This is a genomic window from Bacteroides sp. 14(A) (assembly GCF_000526555.1).
In the GTDB taxonomy this organism is placed as follows: domain Bacteria; phylum Bacteroidota; class Bacteroidia; order Bacteroidales; family Bacteroidaceae; genus Bacteroides; species Bacteroides cellulosilyticus.
Genome location: NZ_JAGH01000001.1, coordinates 1696718 through 1715244 on the forward strand (window position 1 = coordinate 1696718; position 18527 = coordinate 1715244).

General features: G+C 41.0%; 16 protein-coding genes. 14 read left to right on the top strand and 2 right to left on the bottom strand.

Translation table 11 applies throughout. The features are described 5' to 3' along the window. The first annotated feature begins 8 nt into the window (after positions 1-8). The 14 genes from K429_RS0106290 to K429_RS0106365 all read left to right on the top strand — a co-directional run bounded on the left by K429_RS0106290 (position 9) and on the right by K429_RS0106365 (position 17276). Positions 9-1280, top strand: a complete 1272-nt coding sequence (locus K429_RS0106290) for a histidine phosphatase family protein (RefSeq protein WP_025726376.1) — start codon at positions 9-11, stop codon at positions 1278-1280. A gap of 33 nt (positions 1281-1313) precedes the next feature. Beyond that, complete coding sequence (gene fucO, locus K429_RS0106295) at positions 1314-2468, top strand: lactaldehyde reductase (RefSeq protein WP_025726377.1); 1155 nt, start codon at positions 1314-1316, stop codon at positions 2466-2468. Positions 2469-2497: 29 nt separating this feature from the next. Next, a complete protein-coding gene (fucP, locus tag K429_RS0106300; protein WP_025726378.1) occupies positions 2498-3817 on the top strand; it encodes an L-fucose:H+ symporter permease in 1320 nt (439 codons plus the stop codon). 251 nt (positions 3818-4068) lie between these two features. Then, positions 4069-5097: a Fic family protein gene (locus tag K429_RS0106310; protein ID WP_025726379.1), complete on the top strand. Its 1029-nt coding sequence runs from the start codon at positions 4069-4071 to the stop codon at positions 5095-5097. A 163-nt stretch (positions 5098-5260) separates the two neighbouring features. After that, a complete protein-coding gene (locus tag K429_RS0106315) occupies positions 5261-5878 on the top strand; it encodes an RNA polymerase sigma-70 factor (RefSeq protein ID WP_025726380.1) in 618 nt (205 codons plus the stop codon). 112 nt (positions 5879-5990) lie between these two features. Next, positions 5991-6980: a FecR family protein gene (locus K429_RS0106320; RefSeq protein ID WP_025726381.1), complete on the top strand. Its 990-nt coding sequence runs from the start codon at positions 5991-5993 to the stop codon at positions 6978-6980. Positions 6981-7018: 38 nt separating this feature from the next. After that, complete coding sequence (locus tag K429_RS0106325) at positions 7019-10492, top strand: TonB-dependent receptor (protein WP_025726382.1); 3474 nt, start codon at positions 7019-7021, stop codon at positions 10490-10492. A gap of 11 nt (positions 10493-10503) precedes the next feature. After that, positions 10504-11895, top strand: coding sequence for a RagB/SusD family nutrient uptake outer membrane protein (locus K429_RS0106330; protein ID WP_025726383.1), 1392 nt, complete (start codon positions 10504-10506; stop codon positions 11893-11895). 69 nt (positions 11896-11964) lie between these two features. Beyond that, entirely contained in the window at positions 11965-13167 is a 1203-nt protein-coding gene (locus tag K429_RS0106335; RefSeq protein ID WP_025726384.1) for a ComEC/Rec2 family competence protein, read from the top strand. 12 nt (positions 13168-13179) lie between these two features. Further along, positions 13180-14085 carry a glycerophosphodiester phosphodiesterase family protein gene (locus K429_RS0106340; protein WP_025726385.1) on the top strand — a complete coding sequence of 302 codons (906 nt, stop codon included), beginning with the start codon at positions 13180-13182 and terminating at the stop codon, positions 14083-14085. Between the two features lie 12 nt (positions 14086-14097). Next, on the top strand, positions 14098-15450 hold the full coding sequence (locus K429_RS0106345; RefSeq protein WP_025726386.1) for an MFS transporter: 1353 nt from the start codon (positions 14098-14100) through the stop codon (positions 15448-15450). 127 nt (positions 15451-15577) lie between these two features. Continuing rightward, positions 15578-15847: a hypothetical protein gene (locus tag K429_RS0106355; RefSeq protein ID WP_025726387.1), complete on the top strand. Its 270-nt coding sequence runs from the start codon at positions 15578-15580 to the stop codon at positions 15845-15847. 53 nt (positions 15848-15900) lie between these two features. After that, a complete protein-coding gene (locus tag K429_RS0106360; RefSeq protein ID WP_025726388.1) occupies positions 15901-16743 on the top strand; it encodes an AraC family transcriptional regulator in 843 nt (280 codons plus the stop codon). A 68-nt stretch (positions 16744-16811) separates the two neighbouring features. Then, positions 16812-17276: a DUF4405 domain-containing protein gene (locus K429_RS0106365; RefSeq protein ID WP_025726389.1), complete on the top strand. Its 465-nt coding sequence runs from the start codon at positions 16812-16814 to the stop codon at positions 17274-17276. Between the two features lie 4 nt (positions 17277-17280). On the opposite strand, the gene K429_RS28490 is transcribed toward K429_RS0106365, so the two are convergent. Together K429_RS28490 and K429_RS0106375 are read right to left on the bottom strand one after the other, a co-directional pair. Continuing rightward, positions 17281-17556 (bottom strand): helix-turn-helix transcriptional regulator, encoded by a 276-nt coding sequence (locus K429_RS28490; RefSeq protein WP_044096388.1) that lies wholly within the window; start codon positions 17554-17556, stop codon positions 17281-17283. Between the two features lie 5 nt (positions 17557-17561). Beyond that, positions 17562-18464 carry an AraC family transcriptional regulator gene (locus K429_RS0106375; protein WP_025726390.1) on the bottom strand — a complete coding sequence of 301 codons (903 nt, stop codon included), beginning with the start codon at positions 18462-18464 and terminating at the stop codon, positions 17562-17564. Positions 18465-18527: the final 63 nt, after the last annotated feature.

Consider the following 18527-nt stretch of genomic DNA (forward strand, 5'->3'; position numbering starts at 1 on the left):
TAAAAAACATGAGACGTTTTATCCTACTGATCTTTCTCTGTTGTCTGACACTTGGCATAAGTGCACAGACCGCTAAAGAAGAAATCTTTGAAAATATTCATCTTTCAGCAGCAAACCATTATGCCTATCCCGATCCTGACTTTAAGAAAACTCCGCCGCCGTCAGGATATAAGCCATTCTATCTGAGTCATTATGCACGGCATGGTTCCCGTTATCGGGTTAATCCCAATGACTATAAAGAACCATTGAGAATTTTGTGCGAAGCAGAAAAAGACGGAGCACTGACTGAATTGGGAAAGAATACCTTAAACTTGATTGATAGCCTTGCCCGAATGGCAGAAGACCGTTATGGTGAACTGACACCGTTGGGAGCACGCCAACATCGGGGAATTGCTAAAAGAATGTATGAGAACTTCCCCGAAGTGTTTCAAGGACTGACAGCAGTGGATGCACGCTCTACCGTTGTTATTCGCTGCATCCTCTCTATGATGGCTGAATGTCTGCAACTGCAATCTATGAATCCCAAATTGCAGATTAAGAATGATGCCAGCTATTATGATATGTACTATATGAATAATGAAGACGATTATTTCAGAAAGCAGCGTAAGACAGATGAAGTACTTGCAGTGAAAGAAGCTTTCCGAAAGGAGCATCTTCATCCTGAACGCTTGATGAAGTCTCTTTTCAACAGTCAGGACTATGTGAAGTGGAAAGTGGATGCGGATAAGCTGATGAGTTACTTATTTGAACTTGCAGTCATTATGCAAAATCACGATACGGATATCGAACTCTATTCCCTTTTCACAAAAGAAGAATGTTACGACATGTGGTTACTGAATAATGCGAATTGGTATATCGATTACGGTCCGTCTCCATTTACAAAAGGGAAAATGCCTTATCTGGAGGCCAATCTGTTGGAAAACATACTGAATACTGCGGACACCTGTATCGTTAAAAAAGAGAATAACGTTACATTACGATTCGGCCATGAGTCTTGTGTACTTCCTCTCGCATGCCTGTTGGAGTTGGGGGATTGCGCTTATCAGACTACTGACTTGAACAATCTTGCCGAGGTCTGGCGCAATTACAAGATTTTCCCGATGGCTTGCAACATCCAGTTCGTTTTTTATCGTAAAAAAGGGAGCGATGATATTCTGGTGAAAGTTCTGCTGAATGAACAGGAAATGAAACTTCCGGTAGAGAGTACACTTGCTCCTTACTATCATTGGAAAGATGTGGAAACATACTATAGGAATAAATTGGCAGCTTTCAGAAAATAGTTTTTTATAGGTAATAATATAACATTGAAAATCATGATTAATCGATTTATATTGAACGAAGTATCATACTTCGGACCGGGAGCGCGTGAAGTGCTTCCAAAAGAAATAACCCGTTTGGGATTGCACAAAGCCTTTGTGGCAACTGATAAAGATCTTATCAAATACGGAGTGGCGGATAAAGTGCTGAGTGTGCTTAAATCTGCCGGAATACCTTATGAGGTATTTAGTGAGATCAAACAGAACCCTACAGTGTTCAATGTAAAATCAGGTGTGAAAGCCTTTGCTGAGTCGGGAGCAGACTTTATCCTGGCTATCGGTGGCGGCTCTTCAATAGACACCGCAAAAGCTATCGGAATTATTACTAATAATCCGGAATTCAGCGATGTTGTTTCCTTGGAAGGTGTGGCGGATACGAAAAAGAAATCCGTTCCGATCATTGCCCTGCCTACTACTGCCGGAACTGCTGCCGAGGTGACAATCAATTACGTGATTACGGATGAGGTTAACGAAAAGAAAATGGTATGCGTCGATCCGAATGATATTCCGGCTATAGCTATTGTGGATGCAGAGTTGATGTACACCTTGCCTAAAAGCCTGACCGCTTCCACCGGATTGGATGCTTTGACACATGCCATCGAAGGGCTGATTACCAAAGGAGCTTGGGAAATGAGCGATATGTTCGAGGTCAAAGCCATTGAAATGATAGCTCGTTATCTGGAAACAGCAGTCAACGAACCTACAAATGCCGAGGCACGCAATGGTATGGCTGTGGCACAGTATATTGCCGGAATGGCATTCTCTAATGTCGGTTTGGGAGTGGTGCACGGAATGGCTCATCCGCTGGGAGCTATCTTTGATATTCCTCACGGGGTGGCTAATGCTTTGCTGCTGCCTGTTATCATGGAGTTCAATGCACCTGCTACACTCGATAAATACGTGGATATTGCCAAAGCCATGAATGTATATACTTCCGGCATGAGTCGGGAAGAAGCAGCACATGCAGCTGTGGAAGCCGTAAAATCACTTGCCATACGTGTAGGCATCCCGCAGCATCTATCTGAGTTGGGAATTGAGGAAGAAGATTTGGAACGCCTGTCGGAGGCAGCCTTTGCAGATGTATGCACACCGGGCAATCCGCGTGAAGTTTCTAAGGAGATCATTCTTGAACTATACAGAAAAGCATTGTAATAAACCGTGAGTAAGAACCCTTTTATCTTATGAATAACACAAAGAAGACTTCAATAATAAGTAAGGATGGTGTGAGCTATCTGATTCCGTTTATATTAATCACGAGTTGCTTTGCCTTGTGGGGATTCGCCAACGATATCACTAACCCGATGGTGAAAGCTTTCTCCAAAATATTCCGTATGAGCGTTACGGATGGTGCTTTGGTACAGGTTGCTTTCTATGGCGGATATTTCGCCATGGCCTTTCCGGCAGCTATGTTCATACGCAAATTTTCTTATAAGGCGGGAGTACTTTTAGGATTGGGTATGTATGCTTTCGGGGCATTTCTGTTTTTTCCGGCTATGCTTTCGGGAAGCTATTATCCGTTTCTGATAGCCTACTTCATCTTGACGTGCGGGCTTTCGTTTCTTGAAACCAGCAGTAATCCTTATATCCTCTCGATGGGGACGGAGGAAACGGCTACCCGTCGTTTGAATCTGGCTCAATCGTTCAATCCGATGGGATCGTTGCTGGGAATGTATGTGGCGATGAATTTTATACAGAATCGTTTGAGTCCAATGGATACGATGGAGCGCAGTCAGCTTTCTGCTACTGATTTCGAGGCGGTTCGTGATTCTGATTTAGGTGTATTGATTGCTCCCTATCTGATTATCGGTATTGTGATTCTGGTAATGTTGATACTGATTCGTATGGTGAAAATGCCGGAGAATGCCGACCAATCTCATGACATCAACTTCTTCCCGACATTGAAACGTATCTTTTCTATCAGTTATTACAGGGAAGGGGTAATCGCTCAGTTCTTTTATGTCGGTGCGCAGATTATGTGCTGGACGTTTGTCATACAATATGGCACACGTTTATTCATGTCTCAGGGAATGGGAGAAAAGGCAGCGGAAGTGTTGTCGCAGCAGTATAACATTGTGGCGATGATTATCTTTTGTGCAAGTAGGTTTATATGTACTTTTATCTTGCGCTATCTCAGTCCGGGGCTGCTGTTGAAGGTTCTGGCTATTGCGGCTTGTGGATTTACAATTGGGGTTATCTTTATTCAGGATATCGGGGGAATGTATTGTCTGGTGGGTGTATCCGCCTGTATGTCATTAATGTTTCCTACGATTTACGGAATAGCTTTACAGGGATTGGGTGATGACGCAAAGTTCGGTGCTGCGGGTTTGATAATGGCGATTCTGGGCGGTTCGGTGTTGCCACCGCTTCAAGCGAGTATTATTGATATGCAAACCTTGTTTGGTATGCCTGCTGTGAATGTTTCATTCGTACTTCCTTTTATTTGTTTCGTGGTGATTATAATTTATGGACATCGTTCTTATGTAAGAGAGAGAAGGCGGTGATTGAAAAATTACGCGATGCACTGAAAATAGCCAGTGCTCGCGAGTATGCTCTTATTGAAGAGCTGTTGGTCGGTGTCGATAAAAAAAAGTTTGATTAAGCAGATCAGGTATCGTATGTAAAGTGGATACGGGCGGGAGAGTTGCCGGAAGAATAAGGGAGAAAAGGCGGAGTAATCCGCCTTTTTGCTAACTTTGCAAAAAACATTGCATACCTTTATGGCCATATAAAGGCAGCATCAAAAAACATTTTTATGACAAGAGAACAGAAGATATTATCCTTGTTAGCCCAGTTTAAGGAGCTGGGTATTGACAAACAGATAGATTACGATAAATTCTATCTGTATTCTCTTATTACCCATTCAACAGCTATTGAAGGTTCTACTGTCACTGAAATTGAGAATCAACTTTTGTTTGATGAGGGTATCAGTGCGAAAGGTCGTTCTATGACTGAGCAACTAATGAACTTAGACCTGAAAGCAGCATACGAACAATCTATTGCTTTTGCAAAGAGTCATAGTGATATTTCTGTTGATATGCTTAAGCAACTATCTTCTATCGTTCTGAAGAATACTGGAACAATATATCAAACCGCATTAGGTGAATTTTCGTCAGCGAATGGAGATTTACGATTACTGAACGTTACAGCCGGAACTGGAGGACGCTCTTATATGAATTACTCAAAGGTACCTACAAAGTTGGCAGAACTTTGCGAAAGTATAAATCAGCGACGAAAGGCTCTTTCAAAAACGAATGTTATTGAATGCTATAAGTTGAGTTTCGATGCTCACTTCCATTTAGTAACAATTCATCCGTGGGCTGATGGCAATGGCAGGATGTCTCGTTTGCTGATGAATCAGTTGCAGTTTGAGTTTGAAATCATTCCTACCAATATTAACAAAGACCATAAAGCGGAATATATTGAATCTCTTATAGCTACTCGTGAAAACGATGATATAGAACCATTTCACAACTTTATGTTCGATGAACATATTCGTAATTTAGAGCAGACGATTCGTAATTATCAGGCATCCATAGAAGATGAAGGTTTAGAACCTCGTGTCGATGTCGGTATAAATGTCGGTATAAATGTCGGTATAAACGAACAACGTGTATTAGAGCTTATCCGGATAAATAACCGAAGCACTGCAAAGGAGATTGCAGAATCGCTTTCGGTTTCCTTACGGCAAGGTGAACGTATTATGGCAGCATTAAAAGAGAAAGGGTTAATCAAACGTGTCGGCTCTAACAAATCAGGACATTGGGAGTTGAGAGGGGCATAAATAGGTAATGCTGAATCATTGGGAATTCTTCAAAATCAGTAAGCGAATAAAAAAACAATCCCTTTTTCATTTTGTATTGGAACAAAATTTTAATAGGTTTGCAAAACCTAATTATTCACTTCTAACAATCTTTGTTCCTTAAAATATAAGCATGGAAAAGAATTTGGCTGATTTTTCAGATGATAGCTATTTATTGGAGGAGATAAAACGGGGAAACGAAGAAGCCTTCGTTTATCTGTTTAAAAATTACTTTCCGCGTTTGCGTGGATATGCTATTCGCTTTATTGAAGATGAAGAAATCGTTCGGGATATTATTCAGGAATGTTTTCTGAAGTTCTGGGAGAAGAGGGACTTACTTTCATCGGTCTCCATAACTTCTTTGCTGTTTGCAATGGTGCGCAACGGATGCCTGAACTACCTGAAACACGTATCTATTGTAGAGAAACACCGGATTGAATACCTGGCATCCATTGACGGGGAAGAACGGCTTTACTATACCGACTTCACCTTTGATGCAGACAATAAACTCCTCTATGACGAATTGCAGGAGCAAATTAAACTCGTCATCGGTCAGCTGCCTGATCGTTGCCGCGAAGTCTTCCTGCTGAGTCGGTTCACACATCTCAAGAACAGGGAGATAGCCGATAAGCTACAAATATCCACTACAGCCGTGGAGAAACATATTTCTAAAGCCCTTGCCCTTTTTGAACGTCACTTCAAGGATAAGTATCCGGTAGACATCTATATAATGGTTTTAGCTTGGGTGATTATGAACGAATAAATAGAATAACCAGGAGAAGAAAAAGCAGAGAATTAAAAATTTTCTGCTTTTTTCTATTTTCGGGGTTGGGTAGAATTAAAATTAGTTGTTACATCCTATAGAAAGAGAATTTATGAAAACAGAAACAAACATTCACGAATTGGCGATCCGCTACTTTGAAGGACACATTTCAAAGGCAGAAGAGAAACTCTTGTTCAGCTACATTGAGCAAGCGGAAGAAAACCGTCTGCGGTTTCGCCAGTGGGAAAAAGAATGGAAGGTTACTAATGAAGGGGACGAACAGACCATGCATGAATGGCAACGTCTGCAACGCCGCCTTCGTACGCAAGAGGCTATTATGCCGATGTTGCCCCGTCGTTATTTCAGCTTCTGGCGCAGAGTGGCTGCCGTAGCCGCCATCGTGGTGCTTACTGCCGGGGCTACGTTGGGCATCTGGAACATTGCTTCCTTATCTTCTACCGAAGATTATTTCGTATTCGAAGCTCCCTACGGAGAAAAGAGCAAGATGACTTTGGCAGATGGTACGGTGGTATGGCTGAATGCCGGTTCCGTACTGAAGTATTCGGATAAGTTCAACGAGCGGAATCGTAAAGTAATACTTAGCGGTGAGGCTTATTTTGAAGTCACGAAGAAGGAAAAAACCAAATTCACAGTGCAAACCTGTGGATATGATGTAGTAGTGAAAGGAACGAAATTCGATGTTTCCGCCTATCCTGAAGACTCAGTTGTCACTACGGCACTGATGGAAGGAATTGTAGAAATCCATCGCGGGGAACAGCGGATAGAGATGGCACCCGGTGAATTTGTGAAGTTGGATATGGCCACCGGAAAAATTACACGTACCCGTAATGATGTGAAGCAATGGAAAGCCTGGTCGGAGAATCGAATTGAATTTGAGGATATTACGTTGAAAGAACTGGTAGCGAAGCTATCCCGCCAGTATGACGTCAATATCAGTCTGGAATCGGAACAGGTAGGTGCCAAACGCTTCCGCATTTCATTAAGAAACCGTGAGACGATAGGAGAGGTGATGGCTGCTTTGCAGGAGATCATCCCGATAACCGTCGAACGCAGAGGAAAGGATATATATATCAGAGAATAAAATCAATTTTGTAACAACTAATTAAATCAAGAAAAGCTATGAACAACCGAAAATCAATTCTATGCTTATTCCTTTTATTCTTGCTCAGCTTGGGTTCATTATCTGTAAATGCCCAGACAGTCAGCAAAGTTTTTAAGGAACAAACACTGAAAACTGTATTGAAGGAAATAGAGAGTCAAACAGGGCTGTCCATTATCTATCAGAAAAACGAAATAAACGAGAATAAAAAGGTTAATGCAACTTTTGAAAATACTCCTGTTGTAGAGGCATTGTCATCTATCCTTGACAAATCATTGGAGGTGAATCTTAAGAATAAGATGATTGTGATTTCTCTCAAAAAGCAAATGCCGGGTGATGACAAAACAAAAGTAAGATCAATTAACGGAAAGATTCTTGATGAAAACGGTGAACCGGTGATTGGGGCGAGTGTGGCAATACAAGGAACCACACTGGGATCAATTACAAACATTGACGGTGAATATACCTTAGCCAATGTTCCGGAAAATGCAGAAGTAACCATTTCATTCATTGGCTACCAGACATTGACATTTAAAGCTAATGACAGAGCCTTGCAAAATGTCACTTTGAAGGAAGATAGCGAAATGTTGGATGAAGTCGTAGTAGTGGGATACGGCGTACAACGTAAACGCGATGTAACCACTTCTATCTCCTCAATGAAAGCGAGTGAATTGGCAGTTCCGGTTTCCAGTGTGGATCAGGCTCTTGTCGGTAAGATGACCGGTGTGCAGGTTTCACAACCGAATGGTATTCCGGGGGGAGGATTATCTATTAAGGTAAGAGGTAGTGGTAGTATTACTGCCGGTACGGAACCGTTGTATGTGGTAGATGGTTTCCCCATGTCCGGTGAAGCAGGAAATGGTACAGGACAAAATGTATCTCCTTTGAGTTCCATTAATATGAATGACATTGAGTCCATTGAAGTTTTGAAAGATGCTTCAGCGGCAGCCATTTATGGATCAAGAGGTGCAAATGGTGTAGTCATTATTACCACTAAGCAAGGTAAGGAAGGTAAAGATATGAAGCCTACTGTACAATATGATGGATATGTAGGTTTCCAGCAGCGTACTAAAAAGATAGATATGCTGGATGCGTATGAATATGCTTGGCTTTCCTATGATGGACACAACAATGCTTATCTTGATTTGCTGGAAAGTAAAGGTATTGAAGGTAGCATCAATGATTCTAATGAAGTTCGTAACCAGAAGTTGGGAAAGAAACCGGATGTTATCAATCAGGCTTATTTGCTACCTCCCGAAATAATGCCATATATCAATGGTGAAACCGGACTGACGAATACGGATTGGCAAGACGAAGTTATGAGAACAGGTATCGTCACAAGTCATAATCTTTCTCTGTCCGGAGGAAACAAAGCTGCCAGATATTTTATTTCCGGTAATTACATGAAAGAGCAGGGTATTGTTATCGGTTCGGATTTTGAACAGATGGGAGCCAGAGGAAAAGTCGATGCTAATTATAAGAAATTCACTTTTGGTACTAACCTGTCTTTTAATTATTCTGTGTATAACATCGTTCCTACTGAGGACAGATATAAAGAAGAGACAATCGTAGCTTCTGCTTTGGCCATGTCACCCACTATGCCGGTGTACAATGCCGACGGTTCTTATAATTTTGATCAATGGAACTGGCAGTATAAGCATCCGCAGATTGTAAATCCTGTAGCTTTGGCAAACGAAAAGGAAGACCAGATGAAACGTTACCGTTTTATGGGAAATGTCTATGGTGAATATGAACTCTATAAGAATCTGAAATTCAAGACAAGTTTCGGTGTGGATTTCAACAGCTACAGCCGTTCTTATTACAGGCCTTCCACTTTGCCCACTTCTTTAGACAGACTTCCGCCTTCAGTGCCGGAAGGGTCGAAGCGTGATAAGAATATGCTGAACTGGGTATGGGAAAACACTTTGTCATATACTACAATAATAAAGGATGTGCATAATTTATCTGCCATAGCCGGATGGACTGCACAGAAAGAATCAGTGAACACTTCATTGCTGGCCGGTAATGGTTATCCTAATGACTTGGTACATACCATGAATGCAGCATCAGCTATTACAAACTGGAGTGCAACCGCTTACGAATGGTCGTTGTTATCGGCATTGGCACGTGTGCAATATTCATATAAAGGTAAATATTTACTATCAGCTGCTGCTCGTATGGATGGATCTTCCCGTTTTGGAAAGAATAACCGCTGGGGTATGTTTCCCTCAGCTTCTGCCGGATGGTATATCAGTGAAGAAGATTTTATGAAAGATATAAAATGGCTTACTTCCTTGAAATTGCGTGCGAGCTACGGTATCAGTGGTAATTTTAATATTGGAAATTACGAGTATTATGCTACGTTATCGGAAGACAATTATGTGTTTGGAAAAGCTGACGGCACTTTGGCCAGCGGTTTACGTCCTGCAACAGCTGGAAATCCTGATTTAGGTTGGGAGAAGACAGCTATGTTCAATCTGGGTCTGGAAATAGGATTGTTTAATATGCTGACTTTAGAACTGGATTTGTATAACAGTAATACAACTGATATGCTACTAAATGTACCGGTTGCTGAGTTTTCCGGTTTCAGTACAGTGCCTATGAATATTGGAAAAGTAAATAATAAGGGCGTCGAATTCGCTATTTCTACTACTAATACTTGGGGAGACTTTACGTGGAATAATCGTTTTAATATCTCTGCCAACCGGAATGAAGTAAAAGACCTCGGTGGTGTTGATGAAATGATAACTACTTCCGAGAGTGTGACTTTCATTACTAAAGTTGGAGAGCCTATCGGTAACTATTATACTTTGGTAACGGATGGTGTATTCGCTAATCAGGCAGAGATTGATAACTCGAAGAATCCGGATAAGAGCCAACGTAAATATGCCTATGTCAGTGGTGCGAAACCGGGAGATTTCCGTTTCAAAGATATGGACGGTAATATGGAGATTGACGAGAACGACCGTACTATTACAGGAAACTACATGCCGAAGTTTACGTATGGTTTCTCTACGGATTTTAAATATAAATGGTTTGATCTTTCAGTTGCCCTGCAAGGTGTGCAAGGGAATAAGATTGCTAATATATTCCGTCGCTACATTGATAATATGGAAGGAGGAAACAACAGTCAGGCCGATGCTTTGGACCGTTGGCAATCGGAAAGTAATCCGGGCAGCGGCTATGTAGTTCGTGCAAACAGAAGTGCAACGGGTATGAATGGTACTACTTCTACCTGGCATATTGAAGATGGTTCTTATATGAGAATTAAGAATATCACTTTTGGATATACGCTGCCTAAATCATTGCTTACCAATGTAGGAATCAGCCGGGCAAGAGTTTATTTCTCTACTCAGAATCCTTTCACTTTTACCAAATATAGCGGATACAATCCGGAAGTGAATATGAAAGGCGGTTCACTGACTCCTGGTATCGATTATGGTACATATCCTCTGTCTAAATCATTTGTATTCGGATTAAACGTAACCTTTTAAATAATCAAGATATGAAAATTAAATATTATATTGTAGCTTTTGCATCTCTGTTGCTTACCAGCTGTAGTGATTTTCTGGACTTGACACCTATATCTGAGGCTTCTTCAGCAAATTACTATAAAAATACTTCTGATATAAATTCTGCATTGTCCGCTTGTTATGGTTCCTTGCAGGGGACCTATCAATATGGCGAATATTTCATTTCCCTCATGGAGCTAAGGTCTGATAATGTGGAAGATATTAATCCCGGTGGAGCAGCCGGTATGTTCTACTTCATTGATAACTTTACTGCTACATCCGGAAATAATGTCGTTCGCTATGCATGGAAAGAATTATATAACCAGATATACAGATGCAACAATGTACTTGCAAGTATAGATGTGGTAACAGATGCCGCGCTGAAAAAGCAGTATGAAGGAGAAGCTATGTTTTTACGTGCTTTAGCATATTTCAATATTGTTCGTCTTTGGGGAGCTGCGCCTCTGATCCTGAAACCGGTGACGGCTATTGAAGCTAAGGGGTATGGACGTAGTTCAGTGGCGGATGTTTATAGAACTATAGAAGAGGATTTGGAGGCTGCATCCGGTATGCTTACTTCTGCTTATGATGATGACAATCTGGGAAGAGCCACTTCCGTAGCTGCAAAAGCATTATTGGCAAAAGCTTATCTGACACAACAAAAGTGGTCGGCAGCAGCGACTTTGCTGGATAACATAGTCAAAGATTATTCATCTAAATATGGTTTGCAGAACACCGTTGCTGATGTTTTTGATGTAAACCAGGAGATGAATAAAGAAATTCTGTTTGCTGTACGATATTCAAAATCAGTTCTTGGAGAAGGACATGGATACAACGATTACTTTAAGGATAAGTCGGTTATTGATAGCAAACTTTTAGCTTCTTATGGAAATGCGGACGATCGTAAAGCCATGATCGAATATAAAAAGGTAGATGCTAACAATAATGTAATAGCTAAGTATTATGATACATTCGACGCTACTACGGCAAAGGTTGGATTTGACTTACCATTATTGAGATGGGCGGATGTATTGCTGATGTGTGCTGAGGCTCACAATGAAGTAGCCTATGAAAGTTCTGAATCGAGTAAGGCACTGAGCTACTTGAATTTGGTTCGTAAGCGTGCAAATGCAGTGGAATATAAAGTGACAGATTTGAAAGACCAGAGTGCTTTCCGCAAGGCTGTATTGGAAGAGCGCCGTTTGGAATTCCCGTTCGAACTGCATCGTTGGTTTGATTTGATTCGTACAGATACGGCTATAGAAGCTATGTCAAAGGTTGGTTTCACAATAACAAAGAATGATTATTTATATCCGATTCCGAAAACGGAGGTTGATTTGATCGACAATCCGGAAACATTCCCTCAAAATCCGGGATATAACTAATCTGAGTATTTATTGAGTGAGGATGTCTGAAAGTATTGCCTCTCAGGCATCCTTCTAAAACTATGAAACATGAAATATATTTGGGGACTGTTGTTCGCCTTGGTGGCTGAATGTGCTTTCTCGCAAGAATTGCCTCAATGGAAAGAGGGATATATGGATATCCATCATATCAATACCGGACGTGGGGATTGCACCTTTTGTATTTTGCCGGATGGAACTACTCTGTTGATTGATGCCGGAGAAAATAATAGAGTCGGAGAGAGGGTCGTAGTTGCAAAACCAGATGATACCAAGATAGCTGGTGAGTGGATTGCAGATTATATACGCTATTTTATACCTAAAGACAAAGAAAACATTGACTATTATCTTTTGACGCATTATCATTCAGATCATATCGGTAGTTGGTTGCATAAGAAAGAGGATAAAGGCAGGTATTATCTGACTGGGATTTCCGAGGTATATCGGAATTTTCCTGCTAAAGTAATCGTGGACAGAGGGGATGACTTTATGCCTCCTTCCGATAAAGATTCTTGCTATATGAACTATCGTAATTTCGTAAAATCAATCTCCGACTGCACTAAACGTGAAACCTTTAATGTGGGATCGTGCAAGCAATTTGTGTTACGCAATGAACCGGAAAAATATCATTCATTTGGTGTGCGTAATGTATATGCTAATGGTAAGGTTTGGGATGGAGATACAGGAGTTACCTCATTATTTCCAGATAAGGACAACTATTTAAAAAGTGAAATGCCCAGAGAAAACATGTATAGCTGTGTGATAAAGTTGAGTTATGGTGCATTTGATTACTATACAGGAGGAGATATTCCAGGTTTTCCTCGTCCGGGACGTCCTAAGTGGCATGATATTGAGACTCCGGTTTCTAATATGGTAGGTAAAGTAGAAGTGGCGGTATTAAATCATCATGGCAATGAGGACGGGACTAATGAAAATTTTCTCCGGAATTTATCACCTCAGAATGTCATAATGTCTACTTGGGATGCTTTGCATCCTAATCATACGGTGTTGTATCGTCTATTCTCTAAAGAAATTTATCCGGAAGAGAGAAATATATTTTCCACGAATATGCATCCGGCTACTAAAATTGTTATCGGTGATTTGGTTGACAGAATGGCATTCCATCAGGGGCATATAATGGTACGTGTATATCCGGGAGGTAACAAATATCGTATGTATGTTTTTGATGATATGGTTCCTGTATCTGAAAGCCATGTTATCTATGAATCGGATCTATTTGAATGTATGAAATAAACAATAAAATTTATGAGAAGGAATCTATTTTCATTGAGTTGCCTCTTGTTGTTGTGTACAGTTGCTTTATGGGGGCAAAATCCTGCTGAACGGATTCATAAAGCATTTAATGAACCTGCTGAAAAATCAATTCTGGTGGTTTCACACCGTGCAGATTGGCGTAATGCTCCGGAAAACTCATTGCAAGCTATTCAAAATTGCATTGATATGGGAGTGGATATGGTTGAAATTGATTTGAAGCGTACTAAAGATGGGCATCTTATCTTGATGCATGATAAAACTATTGACCGTACTACCACGGGTAAAGGTAAACCGGAAGATTATACGTTGGAAGAGTTGCGTCAGTTCCGTATGAGAAATGGAGCCGGACATAAAACTCGTCACTTGATACCTACTTTTGAAGAAGTGATGAAGTTATGTAAAGGCAAAATCATGGTGAATGTGGATAAAGGGTATGATTATTTTAAAGAGGCATACGCTATTCTTGAAAAAACAGGTACTGTGCATCAGTGTATAATGAAAGCCGGGTTACCTTATGATCAGGTGAAAGCTGAAAATGGTGAAGTGTTGGATAGGATGATTTTTATGCCTGTGATCGATTTACACAAGGAAGGTGCTGAAGCGATTGTTGATGGTTATTTAGAACACATGAAACCACAGGCTTTTGAATTGGTATTTGATAATGACGGACCGGAGATGCAGAGACTGATAAAGAAAGTACGTGATAGTGGCGCTAAAATTTTTATAAATAGTTTGTGGCCGGAACTTTGTGGCGGCCATGATGATGACCTCGCTGTAGAGTTGAAGCAACCGGGTGAGAGTTGGGGATGGATTATTGGACAAGGAGCTAAACTGATTCAGACAGATCGACCTGCGTTATTACTGGAATATCTGAAAGCAAAGAAACTTCACGATTAACCTCACGAGAATATGCTGAAATATATTATTAATTTTTACAAGGTCTCAATGCCGAGACCTTGTAACGGAGAGTCTTTGTCCGAACAGAAGAAACGGTTGAAGCGTTTGCAATGGTCTACTTTTTTGGCTGCAACCTTTGGGTATGGTTTGTATTATGTCTGTCGGTTGAGTCTGAATGTAATGAAGAAGCCGATTGTAGACGAGGGTATATTTTCGGAAACTGAATTAGGAATTATTGGTTCTGTACTCTTCTTTACCTATGCAATCGGAAAATTTACAAATGGATTTCTCGCCGATCGTAGTAATATAAACCGTTTCATGACTACCGGTTTACTGGTTACTGCATTGGTTAATCTATGTTTGGGATTTACCAACTCATTTATCCTGTTTGCCATTCTTTGGGGGATTAGTGGCTGGTTTCAGTCTATGGGAGCTGCTTCGTGTGTGGTGGGGCTTTCCCGTTGGTTTAGTGATAAAGAGCGTGGATCTTTCTATGGATTTTGGTCTGCCAGCCATAACATAGGCGAGGCTTTGACTTTCATAATTGTTGCTTCTGTGGTTAGTGTTCTGGGATGGAGGTATGGTTTTCTAGGCGCAGGTCTCGTGGGGCTTATCGGAGCATTGATTATATGGCGGTTCCTTCATGATACTCCTCAAAGCGAAGGACTTCCGGCGGTGAATCAGCCGAAGGAGAAAAAAGAAATGAATGCTGTGGAAGCTGCTGATTATAATAAAGCGCAAAAGCAGGTTTTGTTGATGCCTGCTATCTGGATATTGGCTTTGTCCAGTGCCTTTATGTACATCAGTCGTTATGCGGTGAATAGTTGGGGAGTGTTTTATCTGGAAGCGGAGAAGGGATATACCACTTTGGATGCCAGTTTTATTATTTCTATCAATTCGGTTTGCGGCATTGTTGGTACAGTCTTTTCCGGATTCATATCGGATAAGCTGTTCGGTGGACGTCGCAATGTGCCTGCATTGATTTTTGGATTAATGAATGTAGCCGCTTTATGTCTGTTTTTACTCGTTCCTGGTACACATACTTGGGTAGATGTGACGGCTATGATTTTATTTGGAACAAGTATTGGTGTGTTACTGTGTTTTCTGGGTGGACTGATGGCGGTTGATATTGCTCCGCGTAATGCTTCGGGTGCGGCACTGGGAGTAGTGGGGATTGCCAGTTACATAGGTGCCGGATTGCAGGATGTGATGAGTGGTGTGTTGATAGAAGGAAACAAAACGGTGGTGAATGGGGCGGATGTTTATGATTTTACGTATATCAATTGGTTTTGGATTGGGGCTGCAATATTATCAGTCTTGTTTGCATTATTGGTTTGGAATGCCCGGAATAAAGAGCCTGAATAGGTGTTATATAAATTAATAACATTAAAGATTATGGAAATTGAAGAATTGCGCGATGCACTGAAAATAGCCAGTGCTCGCGAGTATGCTCTCGTTGAAGAGCTGTTGGTCTGTGTCGATAAAAAAAAGTTTGATTAAACAGATCAGGCAAACAGAGAAAAATGATACGCCTGTGAGGGTGGAGTATTACGGTAATCCGAAAGCAGTTACCCGCATGCTTGTGAAGTTGATAGAGCAAGGGAAGCTGCGCTACAACGGTGAGGACAATTATTCACGGATCATTCGTACGCTGACTTCTGTGGTGGATGTGGTGAATGAATCGACGGGAAAGATTATGAGTGGGGAGTCGCTGGTATCGTATGTAAAGTGGATACGGGCGGGGGAGTTGCCGGAAGAATAAGGAGGAAAAGGCGGAGTAATCCGCCTTTTTGCTAACTTTGCAAAAAACATTGCATGACGGATATTCCTCTACATAAAGCAGTTCAGCAATCCGATTTCGGGATATTTGCAAAGGAAGTTTCTCCTTTTTCCCCGAACCGGCTGATCAATTACACACATCGGGATAGTTACTATATATTCGGTATAGTGGAGAGTGGAACCTGTCGTGTCGGCATTGATTTCAAAGATTGTGACTTGTCGGCGGGTAGCGTCATCTGCACCCAGCCGCATCAGGTGCATCGGATCGTTGATAAAGGGGATGCAAAGTCGTTTCTCTTATTCATCGATGGGGTATTTATAGATGCTCCCACCAAACAGACTCTTGCCGAGTATGCCTTATCGCCGATACCATTTAAGATAAGCGATACGCAACGCGCCGAATTGATCCAACTGTTTGCTATGATTCTCCGCAGGATAGGCGAGCGGGAAAATGATGAATCGAAAACAGTTTTACAGAATCTGGCATGTACCGTTGTCGGGATTATAGCGGATGCCGCCCGGAAAGTAATCGGGCAGGAATCCAAAAACAGAAGGTACATTGAAATTACATTGGCTTTCAAAGAATTACTTTCTGAAAATGAGCAAATAAACAGAAATGTATCTCATTATGCAGAATCTTTGCACATCTCACCGGTGTATCTGAACGAGGTGGTTAAGAACGTTACAGGCGTGAGCGTAAGCAGGTACATTCAAAACGAACTCATATTGCATGCCAAACGAATGTTGGTATATACCTCTCTGACTGTGCGGGAGATTTCCATTCATCTGGGGATAGATGATTATGCCTATTTCACACGGTTGTTCACAAAGGCGGTTGGCATAAGTCCCACTCTTTACCGGAAAAAATACCTCGAATAGTGCAATCTTAACCTTACATTGTCTATTCTTCTATTTATCAATGCACTGTAACTTTGCAAACAAAAAAGATGAATAGAAACAGATTTATTTACTTCACGGATTTAATGTTGCTCCTTGTATTTATTTTATCATTCTACACGGGCGTCGAGTTGCATATTGCAGGACAAGGTGTCGATCATGAGAGTTGGCATATCTGGGCGATATTTCACACGAATGCCAGTCTGCTGTTTATGATATTGGGGATTATCCATGTCAAGAGTCATTGGGCTTGGTATAAGGGACTGAGAACGGTAGGGTGCAAAGGAAAAAGAAAAGCTGTATTGCTATTATCCATCGTTTTTCTGTTGGCAGTTGTTTCGGGGATATTACTGGTGTGCTTCGTTGATGGTGCAAACTCTTGGCTGGGGTTGTGGCATTATAGAATCGGTGTTTTTGTAAGTGTTTTGGGGGTACTTCATATATTGAAGAGGAAAAGGGGGCTGTATAAGGGGGTGAGGAGGCATGTGCTTGGGAAAAGGGGAGGGGAGAAATGAGTTTCTACCCTTCTAATGCATTTTCTATTTTAGTCAGCGTTTCTGACGAAAGATTTTCTTTACCTTTCAGTATTTTAGAAATGTATTGTTGACTACAATTCATCCTTTCAGCCAGTTGCTTTTGGGTTATTTTCATTTGCTCCATTTTATCAAGCATCTGCATAGCTATTTTCTGAGAATAGCGAAGCCATGATTTATTTGCTATTCTGTATTCAGCTTCTTCCCGCCAACGGGATGGAGTGGGCGAAGCGTGTTCTCTGAGAAAATCTTCTTTATTCATAATTTTTAATTCATATTACGAAACTCAACAGGAGTTTGTCCGGTTTTACTTTTGAACAAACGGCTAAAATATTGTGGATATTCAAATCCGAGTAAAAAGGCTATTTCATTTACGGACAAATTGGTACTCAGTAATAAGTTTTTGGCCCTTTCAATCAAATAGATGTGAATATGTTGTTGTGTATTCAAACCTGTAAGGCTTCGGAGCATATCGCTCAAATAATGTGTAGACATGGATAATTCCGAGGCAATGTCGGCAGCTGTAATGAGTTTCTCTTTGTCTTTTTCAAAATGATTATGAAGTACGGACTGAAAGCGTGTCAGCACATCCGATTCAACACTGTTTCGTGTCCGAAACTGCCGGGTGTAAAAACGTTCGGAATAATTCAATAGGACATCCAGCTGGGAGACAATTATATCCTGTGTATGTTCGTCTATATTTCGCTGGTATTCATTTTCCATATTCTCCATTACTCCTTCAATTATCAACCGTTCCGCCTCTGACATATGCAAAGCTTCATTCGTTTCATAAGAAAAGAACTTTAATTTGCCAATCTTCATCCCCAACGGATATTTGCGAACAAAATCAGGATGGAATGTCAGCAACCACCCCCATCTGCCCGAATTTTCTGTTTTTTCATTCCAGGAATGTATTTGTCCCGGAGCGAAAAAGCTTATTGCTCCTTTCTTGAAATCATAATCCCGCCAACCATATTTTGCATTACAGGTTGAACCGTCTTTTATTGTAATGGTATATAGATTAAGTTGCACAGGATTTCCAATAGGAATAAACTCCTTTACATCTGTCAGGCGATTAATGCTTATTAACGGATGATTGGTAGCCGGACAGCCGAAGAGTTCTGTATACTCTTCAATTGTATTTATTTTGATTATTTCATTGGATTCCATGATCTCAGTCATTAATGTATTTGACATCTACAAAGATAACATATTTTTTAATTTCTGGCATAC

Coding starts and splice junctions, on each gene's coding strand:
- K429_RS0106335 (WP_025726384.1), top strand. CDS start 11,965: ATGAAATATATTTGGGGACTGTTGTTCGCCTTGGTGGCTGAATGTGCT.
- K429_RS0106365 (WP_025726389.1), top strand. CDS start 16,812: ATGAATAGAAACAGATTTATTTACTTCACGGATTTAATGTTGCTCCTT.
- K429_RS0106375 (WP_025726390.1), bottom strand. CDS start 18,464: ATGGAATCCAATGAAATAATCAAAATAAATACAATTGAAGAGTATACA.
- K429_RS0106320 (WP_025726381.1), top strand. CDS start 5,991: ATGAAAACAGAAACAAACATTCACGAATTGGCGATCCGCTACTTTGAA.
- K429_RS0106325 (WP_025726382.1), top strand. CDS start 7,019: ATGAACAACCGAAAATCAATTCTATGCTTATTCCTTTTATTCTTGCTC.
- K429_RS0106345 (WP_025726386.1), top strand. CDS start 14,098: ATGCTGAAATATATTATTAATTTTTACAAGGTCTCAATGCCGAGACCT.
- K429_RS28490 (WP_044096388.1), bottom strand. CDS start 17,556: ATGAATAAAGAAGATTTTCTCAGAGAACACGCTTCGCCCACTCCATCC.
- K429_RS0106330 (WP_025726383.1), top strand. CDS start 10,504: ATGAAAATTAAATATTATATTGTAGCTTTTGCATCTCTGTTGCTTACC.
- fucP (WP_025726378.1), top strand. CDS start 2,498: ATGAATAACACAAAGAAGACTTCAATAATAAGTAAGGATGGTGTGAGC.
- K429_RS0106360 (WP_025726388.1), top strand. CDS start 15,901: ATGACGGATATTCCTCTACATAAAGCAGTTCAGCAATCCGATTTCGGG.
- K429_RS0106340 (WP_025726385.1), top strand. CDS start 13,180: ATGAGAAGGAATCTATTTTCATTGAGTTGCCTCTTGTTGTTGTGTACA.
- K429_RS0106310 (WP_025726379.1), top strand. CDS start 4,069: ATGACAAGAGAACAGAAGATATTATCCTTGTTAGCCCAGTTTAAGGAG.
- fucO (WP_025726377.1), top strand. CDS start 1,314: ATGATTAATCGATTTATATTGAACGAAGTATCATACTTCGGACCGGGA.
- K429_RS0106290 (WP_025726376.1), top strand. CDS start 9: ATGAGACGTTTTATCCTACTGATCTTTCTCTGTTGTCTGACACTTGGC.